This window comes from Bradyrhizobium sp. LA6.8 (genome assembly GCF_040547935.1).
Lineage (GTDB): Bacteria > Pseudomonadota > Alphaproteobacteria > Rhizobiales > Xanthobacteraceae > Bradyrhizobium > Bradyrhizobium barranii.
On record NZ_JBEPQQ010000008.1, the window covers coordinates 53400 to 79795 of the forward strand.

General features: G+C 66.5%; 22 protein-coding genes and 1 pseudogene. 8 read left to right on the forward strand and 15 right to left on the reverse strand.

Annotation, left to right across the window (positions count from 1 at the left end; all coding sequences use genetic code 11):
• Positions 1-95 precede the first annotated feature (95 nt).
• Together ABIA90_RS31885 and ABIA90_RS31890 are read right to left on the reverse strand one after the other, a co-directional pair.
• Positions 96-971: a dihydrodipicolinate synthase family protein gene (locus tag ABIA90_RS31885; RefSeq protein WP_354121199.1), complete on the reverse strand. Its 876-nt coding sequence runs from the start codon at positions 969-971 to the stop codon at positions 96-98.
• Positions 972-1035: 64 nt separating this feature from the next.
• Positions 1036-2001 (reverse strand): VOC family protein, encoded by a 966-nt coding sequence (locus ABIA90_RS31890; RefSeq protein ID WP_354121198.1) that lies wholly within the window; start codon positions 1999-2001, stop codon positions 1036-1038.
• A 200-nt stretch (positions 2002-2201) separates the two neighbouring features.
• Here ABIA90_RS31890 and ABIA90_RS31895 point away from each other — a divergent pair, with 200 nt between their 5' ends.
• Complete coding sequence (locus ABIA90_RS31895) at positions 2202-3068, forward strand: S1C family serine protease (RefSeq protein ID WP_354121197.1); 867 nt, start codon at positions 2202-2204, stop codon at positions 3066-3068.
• On the forward strand, positions 3065-3436 hold the full coding sequence (locus ABIA90_RS31900) for a response regulator transcription factor (RefSeq protein ID WP_354121196.1): 372 nt from the start codon (positions 3065-3067) through the stop codon (positions 3434-3436). Before ABIA90_RS31895 ends, ABIA90_RS31900 begins: the two co-directional genes overlap by 4 nt.
• Before the next feature lie 12 nt (positions 3437-3448).
• Here the strand turns inward: ABIA90_RS31900 and ABIA90_RS31905 are convergent, their stop codons facing one another.
• From ABIA90_RS31905 to ABIA90_RS31920, 4 genes are all read right to left on the reverse strand, one after another.
• Positions 3449-4525 (reverse strand): sensor histidine kinase, encoded by a 1077-nt coding sequence (locus ABIA90_RS31905; protein WP_354121195.1) that lies wholly within the window; start codon positions 4523-4525, stop codon positions 3449-3451.
• The gene (locus ABIA90_RS31910; RefSeq protein WP_063985457.1) at positions 4512-5204 is read right to left on the reverse strand and encodes a response regulator transcription factor; all 693 of its coding nucleotides are present in this window, start codon (positions 5202-5204) and stop codon (positions 4512-4514) included. The genes ABIA90_RS31905 and ABIA90_RS31910 overlap by 14 nt, the downstream gene beginning before the upstream one ends.
• A 100-nt stretch (positions 5205-5304) precedes the next feature.
• Complete coding sequence (locus ABIA90_RS31915) at positions 5305-5874, reverse strand: hypothetical protein (RefSeq protein ID WP_354121194.1); 570 nt, start codon at positions 5872-5874, stop codon at positions 5305-5307.
• A gap of 341 nt (positions 5875-6215) precedes the next feature.
• On the reverse strand, positions 6216-8552 hold the full coding sequence (locus ABIA90_RS31920; protein ID WP_354121193.1) for a Tex family protein: 2337 nt from the start codon (positions 8550-8552) through the stop codon (positions 6216-6218).
• Positions 8553-8801: 249 nt separating this feature from the next.
• On the opposite strand from ABIA90_RS31920, the gene atzD reads away from it, so the two are divergent.
• Together atzD and ABIA90_RS31930 are read left to right on the forward strand one after the other, a co-directional pair.
• Entirely contained in the window at positions 8802-9908 is a 1107-nt protein-coding gene (gene atzD, locus ABIA90_RS31925) for a cyanuric acid amidohydrolase (RefSeq protein WP_354121192.1), read from the forward strand.
• Between the two features lie 112 nt (positions 9909-10020).
• The gene (locus tag ABIA90_RS31930) at positions 10021-11490 is read left to right on the forward strand and encodes an amidase (protein ID WP_354121191.1); all 1470 of its coding nucleotides are present in this window, start codon (positions 10021-10023) and stop codon (positions 11488-11490) included.
• 38 nt (positions 11491-11528) lie between these two features.
• On the opposite strand, the gene ABIA90_RS31935 is transcribed toward ABIA90_RS31930, so the two are convergent.
• Positions 11529-11846 carry a hypothetical protein gene (locus ABIA90_RS31935; RefSeq protein WP_166349516.1) on the reverse strand — a complete coding sequence of 106 codons (318 nt, stop codon included), beginning with the start codon at positions 11844-11846 and terminating at the stop codon, positions 11529-11531.
• Between the two features lie 149 nt (positions 11847-11995).
• Here ABIA90_RS31935 and ABIA90_RS31940 point away from each other — a divergent pair, with 149 nt between their 5' ends.
• Together ABIA90_RS31940 and ABIA90_RS31945 are read left to right on the forward strand one after the other, a co-directional pair.
• Positions 11996-12895 carry a PaaI family thioesterase gene (locus tag ABIA90_RS31940; protein WP_354121190.1) on the forward strand — a complete coding sequence of 300 codons (900 nt, stop codon included), beginning with the start codon at positions 11996-11998 and terminating at the stop codon, positions 12893-12895.
• Positions 12896-12973: 78 nt separating this feature from the next.
• Entirely contained in the window at positions 12974-13339 is a 366-nt protein-coding gene (locus tag ABIA90_RS31945) for a hypothetical protein (RefSeq protein WP_038942774.1), read from the forward strand.
• Here the strand turns inward: ABIA90_RS31945 and poxB are convergent.
• The 3 genes from poxB to ABIA90_RS31960 form a co-directional block, all read right to left on the reverse strand.
• Positions 13336-15072 carry a ubiquinone-dependent pyruvate dehydrogenase gene (poxB, locus tag ABIA90_RS31950; protein ID WP_354121189.1) on the reverse strand — a complete coding sequence of 579 codons (1737 nt, stop codon included), beginning with the start codon at positions 15070-15072 and terminating at the stop codon, positions 13336-13338. The genes ABIA90_RS31945 and poxB overlap by 4 nt on opposite strands.
• 80 nt (positions 15073-15152) lie before the next feature.
• Positions 15153-15785, reverse strand: a complete 633-nt coding sequence (locus ABIA90_RS31955) for a 2-dehydro-3-deoxy-6-phosphogalactonate aldolase (protein ID WP_354121188.1) — start codon at positions 15783-15785, stop codon at positions 15153-15155.
• 13 nt (positions 15786-15798) lie between these two features.
• Positions 15799-16713, reverse strand: a complete 915-nt coding sequence (locus ABIA90_RS31960; RefSeq protein WP_354121187.1) for a 2-dehydro-3-deoxygalactonokinase — start codon at positions 16711-16713, stop codon at positions 15799-15801.
• Positions 16714-16953: 240 nt separating this feature from the next.
• Between ABIA90_RS31960 and ABIA90_RS31965 the strand changes: the two genes are divergently transcribed.
• Both ABIA90_RS31965 and ABIA90_RS31970 read left to right on the forward strand, forming a co-directional pair.
• Positions 16954-18051, forward strand: coding sequence for an LLM class flavin-dependent oxidoreductase (locus ABIA90_RS31965; RefSeq protein WP_063985464.1), 1098 nt, complete (start codon positions 16954-16956; stop codon positions 18049-18051).
• A 56-nt stretch (positions 18052-18107) separates the two neighbouring features.
• Positions 18108-18662, forward strand: coding sequence for a flavin reductase family protein (locus ABIA90_RS31970; RefSeq protein ID WP_354121186.1), 555 nt, complete (start codon positions 18108-18110; stop codon positions 18660-18662).
• A 195-nt stretch (positions 18663-18857) separates the two neighbouring features.
• On the opposite strand, the gene ABIA90_RS31975 is transcribed toward ABIA90_RS31970, so the two are convergent.
• From ABIA90_RS31975 to ABIA90_RS31990, 5 genes and pseudogenes are all read right to left on the reverse strand, one after another.
• Positions 18858-20711, reverse strand: coding sequence for a sigma-54-dependent Fis family transcriptional regulator (locus ABIA90_RS31975; protein ID WP_354121185.1), 1854 nt, complete (start codon positions 20709-20711; stop codon positions 18858-18860).
• A gap of 95 nt (positions 20712-20806) precedes the next feature.
• Positions 20807-24109, reverse strand: coding sequence for an acetyl-CoA carboxylase family protein (locus ABIA90_RS31980; protein WP_354121184.1), 3303 nt, complete (start codon positions 24107-24109; stop codon positions 20807-20809).
• A 127-nt stretch (positions 24110-24236) separates the two neighbouring features.
• On the reverse strand, positions 24237-24413 hold the full coding sequence (locus ABIA90_RS31985; protein ID WP_354121183.1) for a hypothetical protein: 177 nt from the start codon (positions 24411-24413) through the stop codon (positions 24237-24239).
• Positions 24373-24498, reverse strand: a pseudogene (locus tag ABIA90_RS45635) (aspartate/glutamate racemase family protein); the annotation flags it as partial. The pseudogene ABIA90_RS45635 and the gene ABIA90_RS31985, both read right to left, overlap by 41 nt.
• Positions 24499-24510: 12 nt before the next feature.
• Positions 24511-26193, reverse strand: coding sequence for a methyl-accepting chemotaxis protein (locus ABIA90_RS31990; RefSeq protein WP_354121182.1), 1683 nt, complete (start codon positions 26191-26193; stop codon positions 24511-24513).
• Positions 26194-26396: the final 203 nt, after the last annotated feature.

Here is a 26396-nt window from a genome sequence, read left to right on the forward strand (position 1 = left end):
CACAGATTCGTCATGCCCGGGCTTGTCCCGGGCATCCACGTTCTATGTGCCACAGGGCAAGGCGTGGATGGCCGGGACAAGCCCGGCCATGACGGCTAGGCAAGCTCCCTGAGCGCCGCTTCCACGACCTTGCGGGCGTCGGCCGACAGCGCGGCCTGCGGCGGGACGGGATCGCCGACGTCGTAGCCCTGAACCGCCAGCCCCGCCTTGATGCAGGCGGCGAGGTTGAAGCGGGCGAAGGCCTCGTTGATCCGCCACAGCCTGCGCTGGAGCGCCATGGCCTCGTCCCAGCGGCCGGCCTTGCAGAGGTCGTAGAGCGCGACGCTCTGGCGCGGGATGATGCAGGCCGGTCCCGCCATCCAGCCGAGCCCGCCGATCAGCATCACCGCCGCCGGGATATGGGCGGACGCCGAGAACACGCGCAAGGAATCGCCGCAGCGGTTCATGATCGAGAGCAGCCGGCCGGTGTTGGTCGAGGCGTCCTTGATGTAGCCGATGCGCGGATGTTCAGCGAGGCGCGCGATGATGTCGAGCGTGAGATCGGAACGCTGGAATTGCGGATTGGTGTAGATGACGACGGGAATGTCCACGGCATCCGCGATGCTGCGGAAGTAGGATTCGACCTGGGCGTCGGCGAGCGGAAAGTACGCTTCCAGGATCGCCAAAATGCCGTTGGCGCCGATCCTCTCGTAGGCCTTCGCCTGCGCCACTGCGTCTGCCGTCGAGGTGGAGGCGACGCCGGCCACAACCGGCACGCGGCCCTCCGCGGCCTGGATGGTGGTCTGCACGATCGCGGTGCGTTGCGCGGCATTGAGATAGGCGAACTCGCCAGTCGAACCCAGCGGCGTCAGCCCGTGCACGCCTGCGCCGATCAAATCGTCGCAGAGCTTGCCGAGGACTTCGGTGCGCACCGTGCCATCGGCATCGACGGGCGAAACGAGATACGGAAAGACGCCGTGAAAATCGGGCATGTCAGGCTGAACCCCGGAAAACTGGCTAGCGCCTGACCGGTCATAGCAACGCCCGCGCCGGCGATCAAACCCTGATCAGGCGCACCCGCGTGCCCCAGGGATCGACGGCCTCCACACCGTTGGCGAGCGCCGTGACCTGCGCACCGCCCTTGCGCAGGCGTTCCTCCTGAGCGGCGAGAACGTCCTGCTTCGCCATCACCAGCGAGAACCAGGCCAGGCCTGTCGTCTGATCATCGCGTTGGCCGGCCCCCTGGCTCTGCCAGACATTCATGCCGAGGTGATGGTGATAGCGGCCCGACGACAGGAACGCAGCGCCATTGCGGCTGCGGGTCGGGTCGAGGCCAATCGTGCCGTGGTAAAAACTCTGCGCCTGCGCGAGATCGCCGACGCGCAGATGCATGTGGCCGATGCGCAGGCCGTCCGGGGCCTTCGCATAGTCAGCGACGCGCGTATTGGTCAGCGACAGCAGGTCAGGGATATTGAGCTCGTCGGACGCCATCTTCACGCTGCCCTCGCTCCACTGCCATTGCGAGGGATCGCGGTCGGCGTAGACCTCGATGCCGTTGCCTTCGGGGTCGTCGAGATAGACGGATTCGCTGACGAGATGATCGGCGAAGCCCGACAGCGGCACGCGATGCGAGGCAGCATGCACCAGCCAGCGCGCGAGATCTTTTCGCGACGGCATCAGGAAGGCGGTGTGGTAGAGGCCCGCGGCATTGCGCGGCTCGATCGCGGCCTCGGGACGGGCTTCCAGCACGAGCAGCGTGATGCCGGCCGTGCCGAGCGTCGCGGCGCCGGCGGAGCGCTCCATCACGGTGAGCCCGATCACGTCGCGATAGTAGTCCGCGACCTTGTCGAGGTTCTTGACCCGGAGCGTCACCATGCCCACCCGCATCGGCGTGCGGCTGGCATAGGTCGGACCGCCGCCTTGCGGCAGGCCCTCGGCCCGAGCGGCGGCGGCCGCCGCCATCGCGAGCGAGGTCGCACCGGCGAGTTGAAGCAGGGTGCGGCGGGTGAGGTCGACGGTCATCGGTCGGGGCTCGCTGGAAACGCTGGAGGTCGTACAGTGCAATTCCTGGATTGCTACACGTTCCCGTGAGCGCGTCCCAATCACATGTTTGTCGGCCTTGCCCCTGCTGAGGCCGGTCCGCCCCGTCTGTCCTGGCCACCCGGCCAGTTTCGCAATCACCCCCGACATCCCAGATTGAGGACAATTTACAGGAGCCTTCCATGACCGACCCCACTCCTCTGTCGTCCCTTTCGTCCGCGCTCACGGATGTCGTGACGCGCACCGCGCCTTCCGTCGTCGCCGTGCATTCGCATCGCTCCCGCGCCACCGGCTTCGTCTGGAAACCCGGCTTGATCGTCACCGCCGACGAAGCGCTGGCCGACGAGGGCGATATCCAGATCGGCCTCCCCGACGGCAGCACCGCTCCCGCCACGATCGTCGGCCGCGACCATACGACCGACATCGCGCTGTTGCGCACCGATGCCAGTCTTGCACCGGTCAAGCTGGCCGCGACCGTTCCGCCCCTCGGCACGCTGTCGGTCGTCGTCGCCACCGATCGCGATGCGCCGAGCGCGGCGCTCGGCATGGTATCACTGTCCGGCAAGAGCTGGCGCTCCTTGCGCGGCGGCGACATCGATGCGCGGATCGAGCTCGACGTGCGCCTGCGCTTCGCGCAACAAGGCGGGCTCGCGCTCGATGCATCAGGCGACGCCTTCGGCATGGCCGTGCTCGGGCCGCGGCGGGTCCTGGTGATCCCGACGGCGACAATCGAGCGGGTCGCGGCACAACTCGAGACGCGCGGCCGCATCGCCCGCGGATATCTCGGCGTCGGGCTCCAGCCGGTGCGGCTCGACGATGGCATCGGCGCGATGGTGATGAATGTCGACAAGGCCGGTCCTTCGGCTGCGGCCGGCATCCGCCAGGGCGACGTCATCGTGGCGGTCAACGACCAGAAGCTCTCCGGCGTGCGTGCGCTGTCGCGGACGCTGGGACCTGCGAGCGTCGGCACGGTGGTCGATGTCGCGGTGCGCCGCGGCGGCGAGCCAGTCAGCTTCAAGGTCACGATCGGCGAGAGGCCGGAGGCGTGAGCGAGGACACCGCGCCCGAGATCGTGCTCACCCTGGAGATCGACGATCCCGCCCTCGCCGATCGCCTGGCGGTTCTGCTCGGCAACATCGCCGGGCTTCGGCTCGCCGCGCCCGGCGAGGCCGCCACGGCGACGGTCATGGCCCGCGATCCGCGCATCATGCCGGAAGACATCGCGCTGACGCAGCGCGAGCTCGATGTCCTGGCGCTGATGGCGGAAGGCGCGTCCAACAAGCTGATCGCGCGCCAGCTCGGCATTTCCGTGCACACGGTCAAATTCCACGTCGGCTCGCTGCTCGACAAGCTGGATGCCACCGGCCGCACCGACGCGGTCGCGCATGCGGCACGCCGCGGCGTGATCGAGCTATGACGCCGTCAGCTCCTATCGCGCTGATGTCGCCGGGAAGCTGAGCCGCACCGTGAGGCCCGGCGCATTGTCGTGCAGTGCTATCTCGGCGCCATGGAGACCGGCAACGGCGGCGACCAGGCTCAAGCCCAGACCGTTGCCCGGCGTGTAACGGCTCTGTTCGAGCCGGTAGAAGCGCTTGAACACGTGATCGCGCTCTTCGGTGGGAATGCCTGGACCATCGTCGGCGATCGCGATCACCGCCCCGGCGCCGGCGCTGCGACAGGTCACCGTGACCTGCCCGCCCGCGCGGCCGTGCTTGATCGCGTTGTCGACCAGATTGGCGATGGCGTCGAACAGCAGGTCGCGGTCCCCCGTAATCGCAACCTCGCGGTCGCCGTCAAGGCTGAGGCGGGTCGCGACCTGCTCGGCCGCGGCGTCGTAGAGCTCGACGACCTCGCCGGCAATCTCGGTGAGGCTCAGCGTGCGAAACGCGCTCCGGCGGGCGCGGGTCTCGATCTCCGAGATCCGGGTGATGGAAGCGAACATGCCGAGCACGGCGTCGAGATCGGCGATGGTATCGCCAATCAGCGTCGCATCGGCCTCGCCATTTCGCGGGGTGTGATAGGCTTTTTCCAGCCGGCCGCGCATGCGCGTCAGCGGCGTGCGCAGATCGTGGGCGACGTTGTCGCTGACCTGCTTGACCTCACCCATCAGCGTCTCGATGCGGTCGAGCATCTGGTTGAGGTTTTCGGCGACGCGGTCCCACTCGTCGTGACTGCCGCGCAAGGGAATGCGCCGGTCGAGCCCCGACAGCATGATGGCGCGGCTGGTCGCATTGATCTCCTCGATCCGTCCGACCGTGCGCCGCGTCACCAGCACGGCGGCGAGCCCGGCCAGCACGGCCAGCAGCACGGCGACGGCGACCATCGCGAGCTCGATCATCGCGGTGAAGCCGCTGTGATCGCCGGCGTCGCCGACCCGGCCCTGCACATAGGCGATCGTGCCGAAATAGACATAGGCCATGATCGCCGCGACGATCAGGCCGAACGCCGCGATCGCGATCAGTGCCAGACGGAAGGTGGAGGAGCGGAGCGTCTTAGCCAGGAGCACGGATGCAATATCCGATGCCGCGGATCGTATGGATCAGCGGATAGGCCTGGGCATCGTCGACCTTGCGGCGGACCCGCCCGACATAGACGTCGATGATGTTGGTGGAGGGATCGAAATGCAGGTCCCAGACATGCTGGAGCAGCATCGCCCGGGAGACGACGCGGCCTTCGTTGCGGACGAGATATTCGAGCAGCTGAAACTCGCGCGGCAGCAGCGGAATTTTCCGGCCGCGCCGGCTGGCGTTGCGCGCGATCAGGTCGATGGCGAGATCGCCGACCCGCAGGATGGTTTCCTTGGCGACGGTCTCGCTGCGGCGGCCGAGCGCCTCGAGGCGCGCCAGCAGCTCGACGAAGGAGAACGGCTTGACGAGATAGTCATCACCCCCGGCGCGCAGACCGCGCACGCGGTCGTCGACCTCGCCGAGCGCGGAGATGATCAGGAAGGGTGCGGCGATGCCGTCGTCGCGCAACTGGCGCATCACGGCGATGCCATCGATGTCGGGCAGCATGCGGTCGATGGTGATCACGGCATAGTCGCGGGCGACGCCGTGGCTCAGGGCTTCACGACCCGTCGCGGCAAGATCGACGTCGTAGCCCGAGGTGGTGAGCTCCTCGACGAGCTGGCCTGCGGTTTCCGGATCGTCCTCGACGACCAGAATGCGGCGGTGACCTCCGGTCATGCAAAACTCCGCGCGACGATCGCCACCAGACTATCCCGTTCCGGGGCTGAGCGGAACCGCCCGGTGGCGATCGCGACAATGGTGCGGTACCGCGATGCGACTACCAATAGTCTCCGCACACATTGACCCATTGCCATCCGTAGGGCGTCAAGCTCCTGCGCCAGCAGCCATCGTCGTAATAGCTGGCATAGTTGGCATAGAAGAACGGCGCGCCGACGAAAGCGAACCGGTTGAAGCGGTGACGGTGGAAGAAGGCATGGCGGCCAATGAACGGCCTGCCGTGCCAGCCCGGGCCAGCAAACCGCGGGCCGAAAGCGGCGCGGGTCGCTAATGGTGCACCGGCAAAGCGCGGCCCGATGGCGGCGCGGGCAGCCATTGGCGAGCCGACGAAGCGGGCGCCACCGAAACGAGCACCGCCGATGCCGCCAAATCGCATGCCGCCGCCACCCATACCGCCGACGTGCATACCGCCGCCGAAGCCACCCGCATGCATTCCGCCGCCACCGAAGTGTCCACCACCGCCAAAGCCGCCATGTCCGCCACCGCCGAAGCCGCCACCGCCGTGGCCTCCGCCACCGCCACCGCCGCCACGGGCAAGCACAGGTGAAGCGAGCGCCATCATTGCGGCGAGCGTCACCGCAGTGACGCCTTTGAGAAGCCTGTTGTCCATCGAAGCATCCTCCGTGCTGCGCGGCGATCTTTCTGCCGCGCGAGGAGGATCAGATGAGAGGAACGGACAGGCACCTTCAACTTACAAACGCGCCAGATTCTGACGCAGGTGTTAGGGACGAACGCTCTTTCGCTCCCTCGCCCCGTTCTGACGGGAAGAGAGTGGGATGAGGGGCTGCGTCCGCGAATGCGATCTAAAAAGTGATCGCAACGCTTGTCCCGTGCACCATCAAGTTACGAGCCGGAGGGGCCTTTGATCCGGTCAGCCGCATGCCTTGCCCCTCACCCGGATCGCTAGCGCGATCCGACCTCCCCCCGCAAGAGCGGGGAGAGGTTAAAGTATCACGCCCGCTTGCCGCCGTTCTTCTCGGCCGCCCGGCGCATGGCTTCGGCGAGGGCACCGCCGCCGGAGGATTCCTGGTTGCGCGGGGCCGACGACGTCATGCGCGCGGGGTTTCGCGAGCTGTTGTCCCGCTGCATGCCGGGCGCGTCTTTCTTGGCGCCGACCTCGTCGTCGAGCCGCAGCGTCAGCGAGATGCGCTTGCGGGCGACCTCGAAGTCCAGCACCTTCACCTTGACGATGTCGCCGGGCTTCACCACCTCGCGCGGATCCTTGATGTAGTTCCTGGACATCGCAGAGATGTGAACCAGGCCGTCCTGGTGCACGCCGATATCGACGAAGGCGCCGAAGGCGGCAACGTTGGTCACGGTCCCCTCGAGGATCATGCCCTTCTGGAGATGCTTGATCTCCTCGACGCCCTCCTTGAACACCGCGGCCTTGAACGCCGGACGCGGGTCGCGGCCGGGCTTTTCCAATTCGCGCAGAATATCCGTGACGGTCGGCAGACCAAAGGTCTCGTCGACGAAATCCTTGGGCTTCAGCGTGCGCACGATCTCGCTGCTGCCGATCAGCGCCTTGATGTCACTTTTGGTGGCGCTGAGAATCCGCCGCACCACGGGATAGGCTTCCGGATGCACACCGGACGCATCGAGCGGGTCCTCGCCGCCGAGGATGCGCAGGAAGCCGGCACACTGCTCGAACGCCTTCGGGCCGAGGCGCGGCACGTCCTTGAGCGCCTTGCGGGACTTGAACGGGCCGTTGGCGTCGCGGTGTGCCACGATGCTCGAGGCAAGGCCGGAGCCGACACCCGACACGCGGGCAAGCAGTGGTGCCGAGGCGGTGTTGACGTCGACGCCGACCGCGTTCACGCAGTCCTCGACCACGGCATCGAGCGATTTGGCGAGCTTGGCCTGGCCGAGGTCGTGCTGGTACTGGCCGACGCCGATCGCCTTGGGCTCGATCTTGACGAGCTCGGCGAGCGGGTCCTGCAGGCGGCGGGCGATCGAGACCGCACCGCGCAGGGTGACGTCGAGACCCGGCAACTCTTCCGAGGCGAAGGCCGAGGCCGAATAGACCGACGCGCCGGCTTCCGACACCACGATCTTGGTCATCTTCAGCTCGGCCAGGCCCTTGACGAGATCGCCTGCGAGCTTGTCGGTTTCGCGCGAGGCGGTGCCGTTGCCGATCGCGATCAGCTCGACACGATGCTTCAGGGCAAGCTTGCCGAGGATCGCAAGCGCCTCGTTCCACTGCCGCTGCGGCTCGTGCGGATAGATCACGGCGGTATCGACCACCTTGCCGGTCGCGTCGGTGACGGCGACCTTGACGCCGGTGCGGTAGCCGGGATCGAGGCCCATGGTGACGCGGGTGCCGGCGGGTGCCGCGAGCAACAGGTCGCGCAAATTGGAAGCGAACACGCGCACGGCCTCGGTCTCGGCGGCGTTCCACAGCCGCATGCGCAGGTCGATGTTGAGATGCACCTGGATCTTGGTGCGCCAGGCCCAGCGCACGGTGTCGATCAGCCAGCGGTCGCCGGCGCGCTTGAGGTCGGCGATGCCGAACCGCTTCATGATCTTCAATTCATAAGCGCTCGGCACGCCCGGCGGCGACGCTTCGGCTTCGGCCTGGATCTGGAGATCGAGGACCTCTTCCTTCTCGCCGCGGAACATCGCGAGGATGCGGTGCGACGGGAGCTTCGTCAGCGGCTCGGAGAACTCGAAATAGTCGGCGAACTTCTCGCCCTCGGTCTTCTTGCCGTCGCGCACCTTGGAGGCCATGCGCGCGTTGGTCCACACCTCTTCGCGCAAAGCACCGATCAGGTCGGCGTCCTCATCGAAGCGCTCGACCAGGATGGCGCGGGCGCCATCGAGCGCGGCAGCGGCATCGGCAACGCCCTTCTCGGCGTTGATGAAAGTTTCGGCCACGACCTTCGGATCGTTGCCCGGCTCTGCCATCAGCTGATTGGCGAGCGGCTCGAGCCCGGCTTCCTTGGCGATCTCGGCCTTGGTGCGGCGCTTCGGCTTGAACGGCAGGTAGATGTCTTCGAGGCGCGCCTTGCTGTCGGCGGCGAGAATGGAGGCTTCGAGCGCCGCATCGAGCTTGCCCTGCTCGCGGACCGATTCGAGGATCGCCTTGCGGCGGTCTTCGAGCTCGCGCAAATAGCCCAGGCGCTCCTCCAGGGTGCGCAATTGCGCGTCGTCGAGCGCGCCGGTCGCTTCCTTGCGGTAGCGGGCGATGAAGGGAACCGTGGCGCCGCCATCGAGCAACGTCACCGTCGCCTCGACCTGCTCCGCCCGTACCCCAAGCTCCTGCGCAATTTTCTGGTTGATATTTGCCACGCGAGAATCCCTCTATCCAAGCACGCGACGCGGGGGCGAACCACCGGCAGCGGGACGCCGCTTATGGACCAACCGAGGTTGATTCATCAAGGTGCGGCGCGCAACCGTCGACAGAGGATTTTTTTGTTGAACCGGATGCGATCTCGCCACATTCGTGGGGATGCCTGCGCCCCGCTTGTGCCTTGACATGCGCCTCCGTTCCACGGCTGGTTGACCCGCCGGACCACCGAACTCCACACGAGGACTGCAATGCGGACAGCATCGGTCGGCGTCTTCAGGGTCGCCACCAAGGGCCCCGGCGACGTCTCCGGCCTCATGGCCATGATCGGCTCCGGCGCGATCGACCCGACAACGATTTTGGCCATCCTCGGCAAGACCGAAGGCAATGGCGGCGTCAACGATTTTACGCGGGAGTATGCCGTTGCTGCGTTGTGCACCGCGCTGGCGCCAGAACTCGGCCTTTCGCCAGAGGCGGTCGAGCAGCGCATCGCCTTCGTGATGTCGGGTGGCACCGAAGGCGTGCTCAGCCCGCATATCACGGTGTTCACGCGGCGCCAGGCTGAGCGCCCGGCAGGCATGTCCGGCAAGCGCTTGAGCATCGGCATGGCGCACACGCGGGACTTCCTCCCCGAAGAGATCGGCCGCTCCGCACAGATCATCGAAACGGCCAAGGCGGTGACTGCCGCGATGGCGGATGCCGGCATCACCGATCCCGCCGACGTCCATTTCGTGCAGATCAAATGCCCGCTGCTTACCAGCGACCGCGTCGAAGCGGCAAACGCGCGCGGCAACACGACGGCCACGACCAGCGCCTACAGCTCGATGGCCTATTCGCGCGGCGCCTCCGCGCTTGGGGTCGCGGTCGCGCTCGGCGAGATCGCCTCCGATATCAGCGACGACGACGTGCTGCGGCGCTACGATCTGTTCTCGTCGGTTGCGTCCACCTCGTCAGGGATCGAGCTGACGCACAACGTCATCATCGTGCTCGGCAACTCGGCATCTTCAGCGAGCGAGTTCGAGATCGGACATGCCGTGATGAACGATGCGATCGATGTCCCGGCGGTGGTTTCGGCGCTGAAAAGCGTTGGCCTTGGCGTCGCGCCGCTAGCCACCGAGGGCCGCGAGCTCGTCAATATCTTCGCCAAGGCCGAGGCCTCGCCTGATGGCAGAGTGCGCGGCTTCCGCCACACCATGCTGGAGGATACCGACATCAGCTCGACGCGCCATGCCCGCGCAGCCGTCGGCGGCCTGATCGCCGGCCTCGCCGGCACCGGCGCGGTCTATGTCTCCGGCGGTGCCGAGCATCAGGGGCCGGCCGGCGGCGGCCCGGTTGCGGTGATCGCGCGGCTGTCTTAATGACGCGGCGACCTCTCCGCCCGGCGCAACCCTGCCCTTCGCGCCGGCTCAGTTGATTCACGCGGGCCCTTGCGAAAAAGGTGACGCCGCTACCCACGGGGATTTGGACTTCATGACTTTGCCGATGAGCTGGAACGAATGGGCGCAGCACGATGGCGTCGGACTGGCGGCGCGCGTCCGCAAGGGCGAGCTGACGGCGAAGGAGCTGGCGCGCCAGGCCGCGGCGGGCGTGGCCAAGGTCAATCCGGCACTGTCGGGCGTGGTCGAGCTGTTCGAGGACGTGATCGCCGATCCGGCCAAGGACGGCGCCAATCTCGCCGGCCCGTTCGCCGGCTTGCCCTTCCTGATGAAGGACCTCGGACCGACCATGAAGGGCCGGCTCCAGGAAATGGGCTCGCTGCTGATGCGCGGCAATCGCGCCGCGGCCGACACGTTCCTCACCGGTAAATTCCGCCAGGCAGGCCTCAACCTGATCGGACGAACCACGACGCCGGAATTCGGCGTGTGCAGCTCGGCCGACAATCCCACCGTCTACGTGACGCGCAATCCCTGGAATACCGACTACACCACCTGCGGCTCGTCGGCGGGCAGCGCGGCGATGGTCGCGGCCGGCGTCGTCCCGATCGCGCATGCGACCGACGGTGGCGGCTCGATCCGCATTCCCGCCGGCGTCAACGGCAATATCGGGCTGAAGGTGTCGCGCGGCGTGTTCTCGCTGGCCCCGCACATGTCCGACCTCACCGGTCTCGTCTCGATCCAGGGCTGCCAGTCGCGCTCGGTGCGCGACACCGCTGCCTTCGTCGATCACGCCCGCGGGCCTGCGCCCGGCGAGTTCATGCCGTTCTGGACCACGGCGCAGCCCTATTCCGAGATGATCAAGCGCGATCCGTCAAAGCTTCGCATCGCGCTGTCGCACACCTGGGGCGACTACACCGCGACGCCGGAGATCGCCGCCGAGCTGGAGAAGACCGGCCGCTTCCTCGAAGGCCTCGGCCATCACGTCGAATACGCGCTGCCCGAGCTCGACTTCCGCGCCGCGTTCGCGGCGCAGACCACCTGCTACATCAGCAATTTTGCCGTGGTGATCTCCAACATGCTCGCCGCGCGCGGGCTGGAAAAGCCGCCGGAAGATCTCATCGAGCCCATGAACATCAGGATCTGGGAAGCCGGTCGGCACACGAGCTTCGCCGAGCGGGCGAAGATGCAAGGCGTGTTCAACACGACCTCGCGCGGCTTCGGCGCGTTCTTCGAGCAGTGGGACGTGATCCTGACGCCGATCACCGCGTTGCCGACGCCGAAGGTCGGCACCAGGGAATATCTCACCATCTCCGAAAATCCTGACGTCCTCGACTGGTTCGGCAATCTCTGGCGCTTCTTCGCCTTCACGCCGCTCGCCAATCTCTGCGGCATGCCGGCGATCTCGATGCCGATGGCAGAGCAAGACCACGGCCTCCCCCTCGGCATCCAGGCCATCGCCAAGCAGGCCAATGACGGCCTGCTGCTGCAGCTCGCCGCCCAGATCGAGCGCGCGCTCGACGGCAAGTGGAACGGCGGCAAGAAGCCGAAGGTGCATGTGGGCTGAGAGATTGCGATCGCATTCAAAAGCGATCGCCCGCGATCTCAGTTCTTCACCGTCGGGATCACCTCCGCCGGCTGCTGCTGCCCCTGCCGGTACATCGCCAGCGCCTTGTCGAGGGCCTCGCGCAGCGCCAGCGCTGCGGCCACGCTGCAGCGCAAGTGCGCGGTCTGGACCACGTCGACCCTGACGGCGGCACCGACTGGCATCAGCAGGTTCGCGGCGAGCTCGATCTGGATCGCGCCGTTGTGGTGTCCGAAGCAGGATGCGCCGTCGAAATAGATGATCGGTGCCCGTTCCGAGCTGGAGCTCGAAATGGTCACGGGCCCCTGATTGGTAACGGGTGTTTCGGGGTCGGCCATGGGCACTCCTTGGGGCTAGTCGACGGACGAAGCGCCCACCATCGTTGCTTCGGCACACCATGTCGAGGCCAAACCGGCCCAGACAGACCTGCCTGATGAGCCCCTTTCGGGGTTTTGCGCGGCGACCGACACTGGTCTAGAACGTCGTCATGTCCACTTCACCCACCACGCTGCCGTTCGAGGAACTCGCCGAGGCGATCAAGGGCCGCCGTTCCGACTACGGCCATATCAGCGGGCTCCAGCTCGACCACTTCGCCCCCGCCGAGGCCTGGTCCAGCCTGCCCTATCGTCCGGTCTTTGTCGGCGACACCGAGACCGGCGTGCTGCATGGCGGCGTCGTCACCGCGATGCTGGACGAGAGCTGCGGCATGGCGGTGCAACTTGCGCTCGACGGCACGCGCGCGATCGCAACCCTGGATCTGCGCATCGATTATCAGAAGCCGGCAACGCCGGGCCTCGACATCAAGGCGCATTCGGTCTGTTACCGCACCACGCGCTCGATCGCCTTCGTGCGCTCCACCGCCTATCAGGACTCCGAGGACGATCCGGTCGCAACCGCGACCGCCTGCTTCATGATCGGCGCCAACCGCACCAACATGCTCGCGGACCGCAGGATGGATTCGCGCAGCATCCCGACGCTGGAGGCGCCGGACGATCCGGACGGCCCGTTCGCCAACAGCCCGTTCGCGCGCTGCCTCGGCATTCGCGTCAATAACGATGGCACGCTGACGATGCCGTTCTCGCCGCAGATCATCGGCAACCCGATCCTGCCCGCGATCCATGGCGGCATGACCGGCGCCTTCCTCGAGACCACCGCGATCCTCGGCGTGAGGCGCGAGCTCGGCATCGCCGCGCTGCCCAAGCCGATCGGACTCACCGTCAACTATCTACGCTCCGGCCGCGCCCTCGATACCGTCGCCAATGTCTCGATCGTGAAACAGGGCCGGCGTATCGTCGCCTTCGAAGCGCGGGCCTGGCAAGACGATGCGAACAAGCCGATCGCCACCGCTTTCGGCCATTTCATGCTGCGGCCAACGCCCCGGAAGTGACGAGGAATAGGCGTATTTTCCCTTGACGACCGGAGTTCCGGCCACAACGATAGCGCGGTTCCTGCGAGAGGTATTGGATTGCGGCATCCGCTCGACATCATCGCCATGTTCGCCGCGCTCTGGCTGCTGGCGTCGATGGTGCTCGACGCGCTGACGCCGAAGGAGCTGACCGCGGTGATGATCGGCATCGCGATCGGGCCCGCCATCGTCATCACCGCCGTGTTCTATTATTTGCGCTGCCCGCGCACCGATTTCGCGGTGATGTTCGCAGCGCTCTGGCTGATCTCCGATATCGCCATTGCGTTCATCTCGCCGACGCAGCTGCCGTATTTCCTGATCGCACTCGGCTTCGTGCCGGCCTTGCTGATCGGCATCGTGCTGCACTGGCAGCGCTTCCAGCACCGCCACGAGCGGCTGCCCGCGCCTTCGGTGAAGCGGGGCTAGCGCGGTAGCAGATTTGTTTTAGCGAGATCGAGCACCTCGTCACCGCGCCCGTTCATCACCGCGCGCAGCACCCAGAGGCTGAAACCCTTGATCTGCTCGGGCGTGATGGTCGGCGGCATCGACAGCTCCTGCTTCGCCGTGACGACATCGAGCAGCGCGGGTCCGTCATGCGCCAGCATCTCCTTCACGGCGCCGGGGAGCTCGCCGGGGTCCTCGACGCGTTTGGCGAAAATGCCCATCGCGCGCGCCATCGCCGCGAAATCGGGATTCTCAAGATCGACATTGGTGTCGACGAACCCGGCCGCCTTCATCTCCAGCGCAACGAAGCCGAGCACGCCGTTGTTGAAGACCACGATTTTCACCGGCAGCTTCATCTGGGTCAGCGTGATCAGGTCACCCATCAGCATGGTGAAGCCGCCGTCGCCGGAGAGCGAGATGACCTGACGGCCCGGCTGCGAAGCCTGCGCGCCGATCGCCTGAGGCATCGCGTTGGCCATCGAGCCGTGCACGAACGAGCCGATCAGCCGGCGGCGGCCGTTCATGCCGAGATAGCGCGCGGCCCACACCGTGGGCGTGCCGACATCGGCGGTGAAGACGGCGTTATCAGAGGCATGGTCGCTGATGACTTTTGCAAGATATTGCGGATGGATCGGCTTGCTGCCCGGCGTCCCCTTCGCAAGTGAGTCGAGCCCTTCGCGCGCCTTCTTGTAATGCCCGATGGCATCGTCGAGATGCCTCCGCTGCGTCTTGGTCTTGAGCAGCGGCAGCAGCGCCTCGATGGTCAGCTTGACGTCGCCGACGAGGCCGAGATCGATCCTGCACCGCCGTCCCAGATTTTCCGGGCGGATATCGATCTGCGCGACCTGTGCATCGGTGGGGAAGAACTGCTTGTAAGGGAAATCAGTGCCGAGCATCACCAGCGCGTCGCAGGCGTGCATGGCGGCATAGCCTGAGGAGAAACCGATGAAGCCGGTCATGCCGACGTCGTAGGGGTTATCGTACTCGACATGCTCCTTGCCGCCGAGTGCATGCACGATCGGGCTCTTCAGCGCTTCTGCCAGCTGCATCAGCGGCGCGTGCGCACCCGCACAGCCGCGGCCGCAGAACAGGGTGATGCGCTCGGCGCTGTTCAGGAGGTCCGCGAGCGCCTTCAGCTCGTCGACCTGCGGCACAACCTTCGGCGCCGACAGCGCGAGCCCGCGCGTCGTCGACAGCGCGCGCTTGGGCGGGCTGCGGAACGCGACGTCGCCGGGCATGGCGATCACGGCGACGCCGCGCAGGCCTACGGCCGCGCGGATCGCGTTCTCCAGCACGAAAGGAAGCTGGCTCGGGTCCGAGACCAGCTCGCAATAATGGCTGCATTCCCGAAACAGGTTTTGCGGATGGGTTTCCTGGAAATAGCCGCCGCCGATCTCCGCCGAGGGGATCTGCGCCGCGATCGCAAGCACGGGGACGCGGCTGCGATGCGCGTCGAACAGCCCGTTGATCAGGTGCAGATTGCCCGGGCCGCAGGAGCCCGCACACACAGCGAGGCTCCCCGTCATCTCGGCTTCGCCGGCGGCGGCGAAGGCCGCGACCTCCTCGTGGCGGACATGAATCCATTCGATGGTGCCGCGGCGGCGCAGCGCCTCGGTGAAAGCGTTCAGACTGTCGCCGACGATGCCGTAGATGCGCTTGACGCCGGCCTGTTCGAGTGTTGCCACGAACAGATCGGCCACGTTGTTGATCGCCATGTCGGTCTCCTGATCTCGCTGACGCGGCAGGATAGGATACAAATCCGCGACGCCGGGATCACGGCTTGTTTATTGCTACGTCAGTCTTTCGCAATCGCCCGATCATAGGCCGCGATTGTCACCTTTGCGCGAGCGGCGACATCGGCGGCCGTCATGCCGGGCTTGTAGAGGCTGGAGCCGAGCCCGAACGCGGTCACGCCGCCCTTCATGTACTCGGCAAAATTCTGGTCGGAGACGCCGCCGACGGCGGCGATCATCACGCCCGCCGGCAGCACGGCGCGGATCGCGGCAATACCGGACGCGCCGAGCACGCTGGCCGGAAAGAATTTCAGGCCCGATGCGCCGGAGCGCGCGGCGAGCAGCGCCTCGGTCGGCGAGAACACGCCGGGCAACGTCACCATGGCGTACTGGTGTGCACGCGTGAGCACCTGCGTATCCACATTCGGCGAGACCATCAACTTGCCGCCGACGTCATTGAGACGATCGACATCTGAGGCGGCCAGCACCGTGCCGGCGCCGATCAGGACGCCGGACGGCGCGAGCTTCGCGGCAGTCGCGATCGAGCGGAACGGCTCCGGCGAATTCAGGGGGATCTCGATCGCCGTCATGCCGGCCTCGATCAGCACACCGACGATCGCCTCGGTCTCCTCGGGCTTCACACCACGCAGGATCGCGACCAGCGGCCGCTGCATCGGCGGAAAGGGAACGCTCATCTCAAGATTCCTCTCATTTCGTCCAGATCGCGGCAGCGGCCATCGACAGGCCGCGGCGGACGGCTTCATCGGCATCGATCGGCTGCACGGTGACCGACAGCGCATCGAAGGCGAGCCGGTACAGCATCGCGAGCCGCCCGGAAGCAATCAGCGTGATGCCCGCTTTCGGCACGGCGCCGGAAAGCCCGGCCGCCAGCTCGACGCCGATCAACGTGCCCGACAGCGTCTCGCGCGCAGCGGCCGGCGTGCCACCGAACAGGAGCTGCCGCGACCGCGCTCCGAACAGGAGGTTGGCCGCGAAGGCCGGCGCTTCATACGCGGCTTTCACGGCCGCCTTGAAGCTCGCGACATCCTCGGCATCATCGGCACCGGCGACCGCGAGCGACAAGATCGTCTCGCGCGAGACCACGCTGAAGAGCTCGCCGGTCATGAAGGTGGAGAAATGCGCGACCGTGCCGTCCTTCACGCGCACCCATTTCGAATGCGTGCCGGGCATGCAGACCAGCGCTTCGCCTGCGGCCTCGAGACCGAGTGCGCCGAGCAGCTGCGTCTCCTCGCCGCGCATCACGTCCGGCGCCTTGGTATCGCGCTGCGCGATGCCGGGCAGGATGCGAATATCGCGCGTCTCGCCGGGCACAAGCGCGGCCCGCTTCAGCACGGCAGAGAGCGGCGCAGGCGTATCAACATAGCCGGCCTCGACCCAGCCGGTCTTGGCGCCGGCCATACCGCAGACAAGCACCGGCAGCTGGGCCGGGGCCTCGACTGCCTTGAGATGCGACTGCAGCACGCCGGCAAAGCCGGCCTTGGCCGCGGCCAGCATACCCTCATCGCTGCGGCGCTCAGCCAGCACCTGGCCGGCGCGGTCGATCAGCCAGAGCCGAAAACTGCTGGTGCCCCAGTCCACCGCGACATAGGCGGGTTCGGTCATCTCAACGGGTATCCTTGGTCTCACCGGCAAGACGCCGTCTCGCGACAATGAGACGGACGCTCGCAAATCCGCCCCGGGATATCGGCTATTGCCGCCTCAAACCAGCGATTTTTCGCAGGTCTGAGCCGCTCGCCGCGCTGGCACACGGCTTGCGATGCGGTGGCACACCGCTTGCTAAAGCTGTCCTGTTCAAGTCCAGGAACGCGCAACAAGACGCGTCAACATCAGATGAGGAAACCCATGGAGATCGGCTATTTCACGATGCCTTCGCATCCGCCGGAGTGCGGCCTGAAGGAAGGAAACGACTGGGACCTGCAAGTCATGCGCTGGCTCGACGAGCTCGGCTATCAGGAGGCCTGGGTCGGCGAGCACCACACAGCACCCTGGGAACCCAATCCCACGCCGGACCTCCTGATCGCGCAGGCGCTGATGCAGACCAAGAATATCCGCATCGGGCCAGGCGGCTTCCTGCTGCCCTATCACCACCCGGCCGAGCTCGCCAACCGCGTCGCGATGCTCGACCATCTCTCCGAGGGCCGGCTCAATTTCGGCGTCGCAGCTTCGGGCCTGCCGAGCGACTGGGCGATGTTCAACGTCGACGGCATGAGCGGACAGAACCGCGACATGACCCGCGAGGCGCTGGAGATCATCCTGAAGCTGTGGTCCGATCCCGCGCCCTTCACCTACAAGGGCAAGTTCTGGACCGTGACCAAGCCGGACACGATGTTCGACTTCCTCAAGCCCCACATCAAGCCGCTCCAGGCCCCGCATCCGCCGATCGGCGTTGCCGGGCTCTCGAAGAACTCGGACACGCTGAAGCTCGCCGGCGAGCGCGGCTTCATTCCGATGAGCCTCAACCTCAACCCGGCCTATGTCGGCAGCCATTGGGACTCGGTCGAGATCGGCGCCGCCAAGACCGGACGCAAGCCGAACCGCGCGGACTGGCGCCTCGTACGCGAGGTGTTCGTCGCCGACACCGACGAGGAGGCCTGGAAGCTCTCGACCGGCGACATGATGGGCCGGATGATGGGCGAGTACTTCCTGCCGCTGCTCGGCCATTTCGGCTTCAAGGACTATTTGAAGCACGCGCCCGACGTGCCCGACAGCGACGTCACCGTCGAATATTGCGCCAAGCGGAACTGGATCGTCGGCTCGCCCGCAACCGTCGCCGAGAAGATCGAGAAGATCTACGACGAGGTCGGCGGCTTCGGCGTGCTATTGGTGTTCGGCTTCGACTACAAGCACAAGCCGGAGGCCTGGCGCCATTCGCTCTCGCTGCTCAGCAAAGAGGTGATGCCGCGCCTGAAACATCTCGGCTCCGCGAAGAAGGCCGCTTGACGCGCGGCGGGTGCGGCGCAATCGTGTCGCACCCGCCCCGTTTCGGAGATTTCGGCGTGAGCGTCGACGCAAAGGATTTCAAACTGGCAATGCGCCAATGCGCCGGCGCGGTTGCGCTGGTCACGGTTGGCGCCGAGCACGGCAAGCGCACCGGGCTGACGGTGACATCAGCCTGCTCGCTATCGGACAATCCGCCGTCCCTGATCGTCTGCGTCAACCGTAACGCCAGCGCACATGCGCGAATCCGCGAGGAAGGCGCCTTCGCGATCAACTTCTTGCACGAGGACCACGCCGTGCTCGCGCTCACCTTCAGCGGCCAGAAGGGCGTCAACGGCGACGACCGATTTGCGTTCGGGCAATGGACGCGCGGGGTGACCGGCGCACCGGTGCTGACGGATGCGGTCGCCGCATTCGACTGCGTGCTGGCGCAGGAATTCGAGACCAAGACGCATTCGATCTTCGTCGGCGAGGTGCGCGGCGTCTCGCATTCCGACGAGGCCGCACCGCTGGTGTATCTGCGCAGCAGCTTCCACGTCCCTCACGAGATCCGCGGCACCGTTTCAGTCGGCGACCTCGATTCCCGGCATCTGAGCTGGAGCGATTTTTCGTAAGCTTCTCGCTTGCTGCTTTCCCTTCTCCCCTTGTGGGAGAAGGTGGCGCGAAGCGCCGGATGAGGGGTATGTCTCCGCAAACTCGAAAGGGAGTAATCGCGGAGGCAGACCCCTCACCCGTCTCGCCGCTACGCGGCGATCCACCCTCTCCCACAAGGGGAGAGGGGAAGAAAGAACGCCGCATGCGACTGGGCGCTACTGCGCCGTCTCGATCTTCAACTGCTTGATCTTCCGATACAGCGTGGCACGACTGAGCTTCAGCGCCCGCGCCGCCTCGGTGACGCGGCCGCCATGCTTGCGTAGCGCCTCGACGATCGTCGCGCGCTCGGCCGCGGCCAGGTCCGGCTCCGTCCTCCCACCGAACGGAGGCAGATCGAGATCGGCATCCATGATGACGCCGTCCTCCGCGGTGCAGCCGGCAAGCCGCAGCACGTGGCGGAGCTGGCGCATGTTGCCGGGATAGGGATAGGCCGAGAGCAACGCCCAGGCCTCGTCCGACAGGCGGCAATCCGGCGCCTCCTCGCGCGCGATCTGGCGGATGATATCGTCTCTGTCGGCGCGCTCGCGCAACGCCGGCAGTCGCACCTCCAAGCCGCGCAGGCGGAAGTAGAGATCGGCGCGGAAGGCGCCCTCCTCCGCCATGCGGCCGAGGTCGCGATGGGTCGCGCTGATCAGGCGGATGTCGACCGGCACCGGCTTGAGCGCGCCGAGCGGCCAGACCTCGCGGTTTTCGAGCACGCGCAAGAGGCGCGTCTGCAGCGCGATCGGCATGTCGCCGATCTCGTCGAGAAACAGCGTGCCGCCGTCGGCCTGCACGATCAGACCCTTCGAACCGTCGCGGCGCGCGCCGGTGAAGGCGCCGGCCTCGTAGCCGAACAGCTCGGCGTCGATCAGGCTCTCCGGCATCGCCGCGCAATTCAGCGCGACATAATGGTTGCGGGCGCGGTTGCTCGCCGCGTGAATGGCGCGCGCGAACACGTCCTTGCCGACGCCGGTCTCGCCATGCAGCAGCACCGGCAGATTGTGGTCGCCGATGCTCCGCAGCCGTTTGACGCTTTTGATCAGGCCGGGATCGCGGCCTGCGAGCCGATGCAGCGAATCGAAACGATCGACGGCAACGTCACGACGCTGAGTGGACGGCCTCGCCCGCAGCGGCGGCGCGACATGTCCCGGCCCGAGCGCTCTGCCGTCGGCGCGGCGCAGTTCGACGACCTCGTCCGCACTGCGCGCAGCATGATGATCGAACTTGATATAGCGCGACAGATCGATGCCCGATGCGATCAAGCCGTCTGTGAGGCCCAGCAGCGCGCGCGCCGAACGGCAGGCGCCGACGATGCGGCGATCGTCGTCATAGGCGAGCAGGCCGCTGCCGCCGTCGCCCGGCACGGTGGCGATCCAGGCGTTGCGGAAATGGCCGCGGAAGATCGCGCCCTCCATCCGCCGCGTCGCCTCCATCGTCACCGCGAGCGCGAGCTGATGCGCGGCGCGTTCGAGATCCTCGCGGCACGAGGTGATGTTCACGGCACCGGCGAGCCGGCCGGCCTGATCGAACAACGGCGCCACGGCGCAGGAAAACATGTGCCACTGCGCGCGGAAATGCTCGTCGCGATGCACCAGGATGGGCTTCTCTTCGGCAAGCGCGGTGCCGAGCCCGTTGGTGCCCTCGAAGGTCTCGGCGAAATTCGAGCCGGTGTAGATCTTCCAGTCCAAGAACATCTTTGCGTCGGCTTCCCCCGGCAGGCGGCTGAACAGCATGGTCGCGTTCGTATCAGCCAGATTGACGCAGTAGCCGGCCTCGCGCAGCACCCGGGCGAGATCGTCGAGCTCGGGCATCGCGAGCCGGATCGTCTCCTCCATCGGTTCGGCGACGTGCCGGATCTCGGCCTCGGTCAGCGTCTGCGGCGGGCCCTGGCGCGCGGGATCGAGCTTGTGGCTGATTACGCAGCGCCGCCAGGAATTGGCGATCCGCGACGAGGCATCGACGTCGGCCACGTGATTGGCGACGGACAAGACACGGGCGACATGGTTCGAGGCCGAAAGGCTGGCCATCGCGGACGTCTCCACCCTGCATTATTGTGCAAAGTCTGGCAGCACAGGCGGGGATGTCAATCGGGAACCGGGACGCAGCTATTGCTGCACTGCGCTCACCACGTATCGATGCAGGGTCGCTTCTTCTTCGTCCTCGCGGACGGCTTCGGCACCGAGCGCACGCCCGCCATGATCCAGCGCCGCGTCTCGGCGGGGTCGATGACGTTGTCGATCTCGAACACCGAGGCGATCGAGACCGCCTTGCCGTTGGCATAGAGCTCGGCGACCTTGTTGCGATAATAGGTCTCGCGCTCCTCGGGGTCGGCGATCGCCTCCATCTCCTTGCGGAAGCCGAGGCGGACATACCCCTCCAGGCCCATGCCGCCGAATTCGCCGGTCGGCCAGGCCGCGGTGAAGAAGGAGGCGTGGAAGCCGCCGCCGATCATCGACTGCGCGCCGAGCCCATAACCCTTGCGCAGCACGATGCCGAACAGCGGCACGGTGAGGCTGGCACCTGTCACGAACATGCGCGAGACGTGGCGCACGATCGCGGTCTTCTCGGCCTCCGGGCCGACCATGAAGCCGGGCGTATCACAGAGCGAGACGATCGGCAGATCGAAGGCGTCGCAGAGCTGGAGGAAGCGCGCGGCCTTGTCGCCGGCGTCGGCATCGATCGCGCCGCCGAGATGGCGTGGATTGTTGGCGATCAGGCCGAACGGCTCGCCCTCGATGCGGATCAGCGCGGTGATCATGCCGACGCCGTAGTCGCGGCGCAGCTCCAGCACGGAATCCTTGTCGGCGACGAGATCGATGACGCTGCGGATGTCGTAGACCCGCAAACGGTTCTCCGGGATCGCGCGGCGGAGCAGGCGCTGATCGGCGGCCTGCCACTCCGTCACCGCGCCCTGGAAATAGGACAGGTATTTTTGCGCCACCCGCGTCGCCTCCTCCTCGTCCTCGACGAGGATGTCGATCACGCCGTTCGGTGACTGGAAGGAGACCGGGCCGACCTCGGCCGGGTGATAGACGCCGAGACCGCCGCCTTCGATCATCGCCGGACCGCCCATGCCGATCGAGGCGTTCCTGGTGGCAATGATGACGTCGCAGCAGCCGAGCATCGCGGCGTTGCCGGCGAAGCAATAGCCGGAGACCACGCCGATAACCGGCACGAGGCCGGAGAGCCGTGCGAACTGCACGAAGGACGGGCCGTCGAGGCCGGTCATGCCGAGCCGGTCGGTGTCGCCGGGCCGGCCGCCGCCGCCTTCGGCATAAAACACCAGCGGCACGCGCCAGTCTTCCGCCAGCGTCAGCATGCGGTCGATCTTCTTGTGGTTCATGTGGCCCTGCGTGCCCGCGAGCACGGTGTAATCGTAGGCCACGACGATGCAGCGGCCGCCCTCGGCGCCGAACTTCTCGGCATTCACCGTCGCAACACCCATCACGAGGCCGTCGGCCGGTGTGCTCTTGATGAGATCGTCGAGCTTGCGGCGGCGCCGCTGCGCAGCAATCGCAAGGCTGCCATATTCCATGAACGAGCCGTCGTCGACGAGCTGCGCGACGTTCTCGCGCGCGGTGCGCTGGTTGGTGTTGCGGCGGCGCTCGACCGAGGCTGGTCGGTTCGCATCGAGCGTATTGGCCTGGCGCGCGATCAGCTCGGCGAGATCAGGGCGGATATGGTCGAGATCGACATCGGCTTCCGCCGCCGACGCATCGGCCGCGACGTCGAGCGGCTCCAGATACATGATCGGTTCGCCATGCATCAGGGTCACGCCATCGCCGGCGACGAGCTTCATGACGCGGCCGCCCTGCTCGGCCATGACCAGATGCTCCATCTTCATGGATTCGATCACGGCGAGCTGCTGGCCCGGGCGCACGATCTCGCCTTCCTTCACCTGGATGGTGACGATGGTTCCCTGCAAGGGCGCAGCGACCATCACCGCGCCTTCGGGCACGATCTGCGCGACGTGCGTCTCCGCGCCATGGCCGCTTCGCTCGGTCGCGGCAAAATAGAGCGGCTTTGCCGCGCCATCGGCCGCCTCGACCAGTTTTGCGATGTTGCGATCGATGAAATCGGTCGCAATGCGGTTGGTCCTGAAATCGGGATGTGCGAGCACGGCCTGGAGGAAGGCGATGTTGGTGACGACGCCGTCGATCCTGAACTCGCGCAAGGCGCGCGAGGCTTTTGCCACGACGTCGTGCCAGGCTTCGCCCGGCGTATGCACGATGACCTTGGCCAGCAGGGAGTCGAACGCCGCGCTGGTTTTATAGCCGGCATAACCAAAACTATCGACGCGGATGCCGGGCCCCGACGGCGGCTCGAACACGGCGAGCACGCCGCCGGTCGGATGCGTCGCCCCCAGCTCGTCCAGCGTCTCCATGTTGACGCGGAGCTGCATGGCATAGCCACGCGGCTTTCGGATGGCGCCCTGTGCCAGATCAAGGGATGCCAATGTTGCGCCGGCGGCGACCGCAAGCTGGGCGCGGACGAGGTCGAGGCCGAGCACTTCCTCCGTCACGGTGTGCTCGACCTGAAGCCGCGGATTGGCCTCGATGAACGCAAAGCTGTCCTCGGCCGTGCCGTCGACCAGGAACTCGAAGGTGCCGAGATTGTCGTAAGCCGCCGCGGTCGCGAGCTGCCTCGCAGCCTCGATGATGCGGCCGCGCAAGGCGTCGCTGAGCGACGGGCTCGGCGCCACCTCGATCAGCTTCTGGTGCCTGCGCTGGATGGTGCATTCGCGCTCCCAGAGATGGGAGATCGCGCCATGGCGATCGCCGATGATCTGCACCTCGATGTGGCGGGCCTGGCGGATCAGGCGCTCGGCATAGACGCCGTCGAAGCCGAACGCCGCCTTGGCCTCGGATTGGCAGCGCGCATAAGCTTCCGCGAGATCGGCCGCATTCTCCACGACGCGCATGCCGCGGCCGCCGCCACCGGCCATCGCCTTGATCACGATCGCCGCGCCCTTGCCGAGGGATTCGAAGAATGCCGTGATCTCCTCCAGCGACGAGGGCCCGCTGGTGCCGGCGATGATCGGCACGCCGCAACGCTTCGCCAGTTGCCGCGCCGCGACCTTGTCGCCGAACAGTTCAAGCGCGGCCGGCTTCGGCCCGACGAAGGCGATCCCCGCATCCGCGCAAGCCTTGGCGAACGCGGCATTCTCGCTGAGGAAGCCATAACCGGGATGCACCGCGTCGCAGCCGGCGCTCTTCGCCGCCTTCACCACCGCTTCGATATCGAGATAGGCCCGTGCGCCGCGGCCGGGGATTTCGACCGCCTCGTCGGCAACGCGCGCGTGCAGCGACAGCGCGTCATCGGCCGGATGGATCGCGACCGTCGCGATGCCGGCATCGGCCGCCGCGCGCGCGACGCGGATGGCGATCTCGCCACGGTTGGCGATCAGGAGTTTCTTGAACGACATGCGGCGTCTCCATGCCCGCGGGCCGAGGCGCGGGTCGGCAGGTTCGATGATCCTGCTTCTTCACTTTAACCGCGCTCGTCAAGGGCGAGAAAGCCTGTCGCAATAGCCGGTCCCGCAGGCCGGAATATCAGTTGCCAGCGCGCGCCGCGACGAGGCGCATAATCCGCGCCACGGCAGACGGGATCGGTGCGATGACCCGCACCGCGAACATCGACTGAAGCTCGCGCGCGGCCTCGCCCTTAGGCCCGCCGCCGATGATGACGGCCGACGATGTCGAAGCCGTCGGCGGCGACCGACTTCGCAATGGCGACCATCATTGCGGTGGTCGCCCCGGAACTGTTCGGATTGATCAGGAGGATGCGCGCGCGCCGACCGGAATTTTGGCCCATCCTCCGGCTATACTAGGCCGCCCGCACGCCAGCAACGAAGGTGCTGACCTCGTTCTCCAGCGATTGCAGCTTCTGCGACAGCCGGCCGCTCGATTGCAGCACGAGGCCCGCGGCCTGGCCCGTTTCCGCCGTGGCGTCGGTGACACCGGAGATGTTCTGCGAGACCTGGTCGGTGCCGGAAGCCGCCTCCTGCACGCTGTGGGCGATCGCCTGTGTCGCGGCGCCCTGCTCCTCGACCGCGGCCGCGATCGACGAGGAGATCTCGTTGACCTCCATGATGGTCTTGCGGATGCTCTCGATGTTGCCGACGACCTGGTTGGTCTCGGCCTGGATCGCGGTGATCTGCGCGCCGATCTCGTCGGTCGCCTTCGCGGTCTGGCTCGCCAGCGATTTCACCTCGCTCGCGACCACGGCAAATCCCCTGCCGGCCTCGCCGGCGCGCGCCGCTTCGATGGTGGCGTTGAGCGCGAGCAGGTTGGTCTGCGAGGCGATCTGGTTGATGAGGTCGATGACCTCCCCGATCTTGTGCGCGGCGGCGGCTAGCCCCTGCACGGTGTCGTTGGTGCGCTGACCGTCCGCGGCCGCCTTGTCGGCCACGCTTGCAGCCTGCGCGACACGCTGGCTGATCTCGGTGATCGAGGACGACAGCTGGCCGGCGGCGGACGCCACCGTCTGCACATTGCTCGACGCCTGCTGGCAGGCGGTCGCGACGAAGCTTGCGCGGTCGGTCGCCTTGTTCGCGGTCTCCGACATGCCTTGCGCGGCCTGCTGCATCGCGCGCGCCTCGGTGAAGACGTCGCGGACGACGGCCTGAACGCTCGCCTCGAACTTGCCGGCGAGATCGGCCATCGTCTTGCGTTTCTCGTCGTCGGCCCTCTGCTTGGTCTCCTGCTGCTCGGCATGCATGCGGCTCACCGCCGACGCATTGTCCTTGAACACGGCAAGCGCCTTGGCGAGCCCGCCGACCTCGTCGCTACGGCCGGTGTAGGGCACCTCGAACGCGCTGTCGCCGGCGGCGAGCCGCTCGGTCAGCGCGGTGATGTTCGCGAGCGGCCGGGCCACGCTGCGGCCGATCACGAAGGAGCAGGCCAGCACCAGGACCAGGACGGCCAGACAAATATAGGCGAATGTCGTCGCGTTCTGGCGGAAAACAGCGTCGACGTCGTCGAGATAAATGCCGGTGCCGATGATCCATCCCCAGGGCGCAAAGCCCTTCACATAGGAGATTTTTCCGACCGGCTGCTCGAAGCCCGGCTTCGGCCAGAGATAGCCGTAGAAGCCGGCGCCCTGCTTGTTGACGACGTCAACGAAGCCCATGAACAGCGCATTGCCGGCGGGGTCCTTCATGCCGGAGAGATCCTTGCCGTCGAGCTCGGGCTTGATCGGGTGCATGACCATCTTGGGCGCCATGTCGTTGATCCAGAAATACTCGACCTTGTCATAACGCAGGCCCTTGATCGTTGCGATCGCCGCGGCCTGCGCCTGCTCGCGCGGCAGCTTCCCCTCGCTCTCGAGCTTCTGATAGTGCGCCAGGATGCCGTAGCCGACATCGACCATGTGCTGCGTCTTGGCCTGGCGGTCGGCAATCATCTGCGCGCGCAGGGTCGAGAGCGCGATCGGCGCCAGAGCGATCATGCCGAGGAGGCTGATGCCGACAATCAGGACCAGCTTGAAACTGATGCGGGAGAAAAACATCGGTGCTCGCAAGAATTGGAAGGGCTGATATGCCAGTTTATCCCGCACCCCTTAGCGAAGCTTTAAGCATTCGGGTTCTCCCAATCCCCGCAAAATTGCGTTGGAGGCCGCCGGCGTAATGCGTGCGGCTTGGCAGGCTGGCGAGGTTTGGCTGCATCCGGGATCCCGGCTCTTTAGATCTAGAAGACCTCGATATCGGCGCT

Excerpts from the sequence above, each read along its gene's own strand:
- ABIA90_RS31915 (WP_354121194.1), bottom strand. The coding sequence starts at position 5,874 with ATGGACAACAGGCTTCTCAAAGGCGTCACTGCGGTGACGCTCGCCGCA.
- ABIA90_RS31940 (WP_354121190.1), top strand. The coding sequence starts at position 11,996 with ATGTCCACTTCACCCACCACGCTGCCGTTCGAGGAACTCGCCGAGGCG.
- ABIA90_RS31980 (WP_354121184.1), bottom strand. The coding sequence starts at position 24,109 with ATGTCGTTCAAGAAACTCCTGATCGCCAACCGTGGCGAGATCGCCATC.
- ABIA90_RS31965 (WP_063985464.1), top strand. The coding sequence starts at position 16,954 with ATGGAGATCGGCTATTTCACGATGCCTTCGCATCCGCCGGAGTGCGGC.
- ABIA90_RS31895 (WP_354121197.1), top strand. The coding sequence starts at position 2,202 with ATGACCGACCCCACTCCTCTGTCGTCCCTTTCGTCCGCGCTCACGGAT.
- ABIA90_RS31935 (WP_166349516.1), bottom strand. The coding sequence starts at position 11,846 with ATGGCCGACCCCGAAACACCCGTTACCAATCAGGGGCCCGTGACCATT.
- ABIA90_RS31955 (WP_354121188.1), bottom strand. The coding sequence starts at position 15,785 with ATGAGCGTTCCCTTTCCGCCGATGCAGCGGCCGCTGGTCGCGATCCTG.
- ABIA90_RS31890 (WP_354121198.1), bottom strand. The coding sequence starts at position 2,001 with ATGACCGTCGACCTCACCCGCCGCACCCTGCTTCAACTCGCCGGTGCG.
- ABIA90_RS31960 (WP_354121187.1), bottom strand. The coding sequence starts at position 16,713 with ATGACCGAACCCGCCTATGTCGCGGTGGACTGGGGCACCAGCAGTTTT.
- atzD (WP_354121192.1), top strand. The coding sequence starts at position 8,802 with ATGCGGACAGCATCGGTCGGCGTCTTCAGGGTCGCCACCAAGGGCCCC.
- ABIA90_RS31975 (WP_354121185.1), bottom strand. The coding sequence starts at position 20,711 with ATGGCCAGCCTTTCGGCCTCGAACCATGTCGCCCGTGTCTTGTCCGTC.
- ABIA90_RS31885 (WP_354121199.1), bottom strand. The coding sequence starts at position 971 with ATGCCCGATTTTCACGGCGTCTTTCCGTATCTCGTTTCGCCCGTCGAT.
- ABIA90_RS31990 (WP_354121182.1), bottom strand. The coding sequence starts at position 26,193 with ATGTTTTTCTCCCGCATCAGTTTCAAGCTGGTCCTGATTGTCGGCATC.
- ABIA90_RS31910 (WP_063985457.1), bottom strand. The coding sequence starts at position 5,204 with ATGACCGGAGGTCACCGCCGCATTCTGGTCGTCGAGGACGATCCGGAA.
- poxB (WP_354121189.1), bottom strand. The coding sequence starts at position 15,072 with ATGGCGATCAACAACGTGGCCGATCTGTTCGTGGCAACACTCGAACAG.
- ABIA90_RS31930 (WP_354121191.1), top strand. The coding sequence starts at position 10,021 with ATGACTTTGCCGATGAGCTGGAACGAATGGGCGCAGCACGATGGCGTC.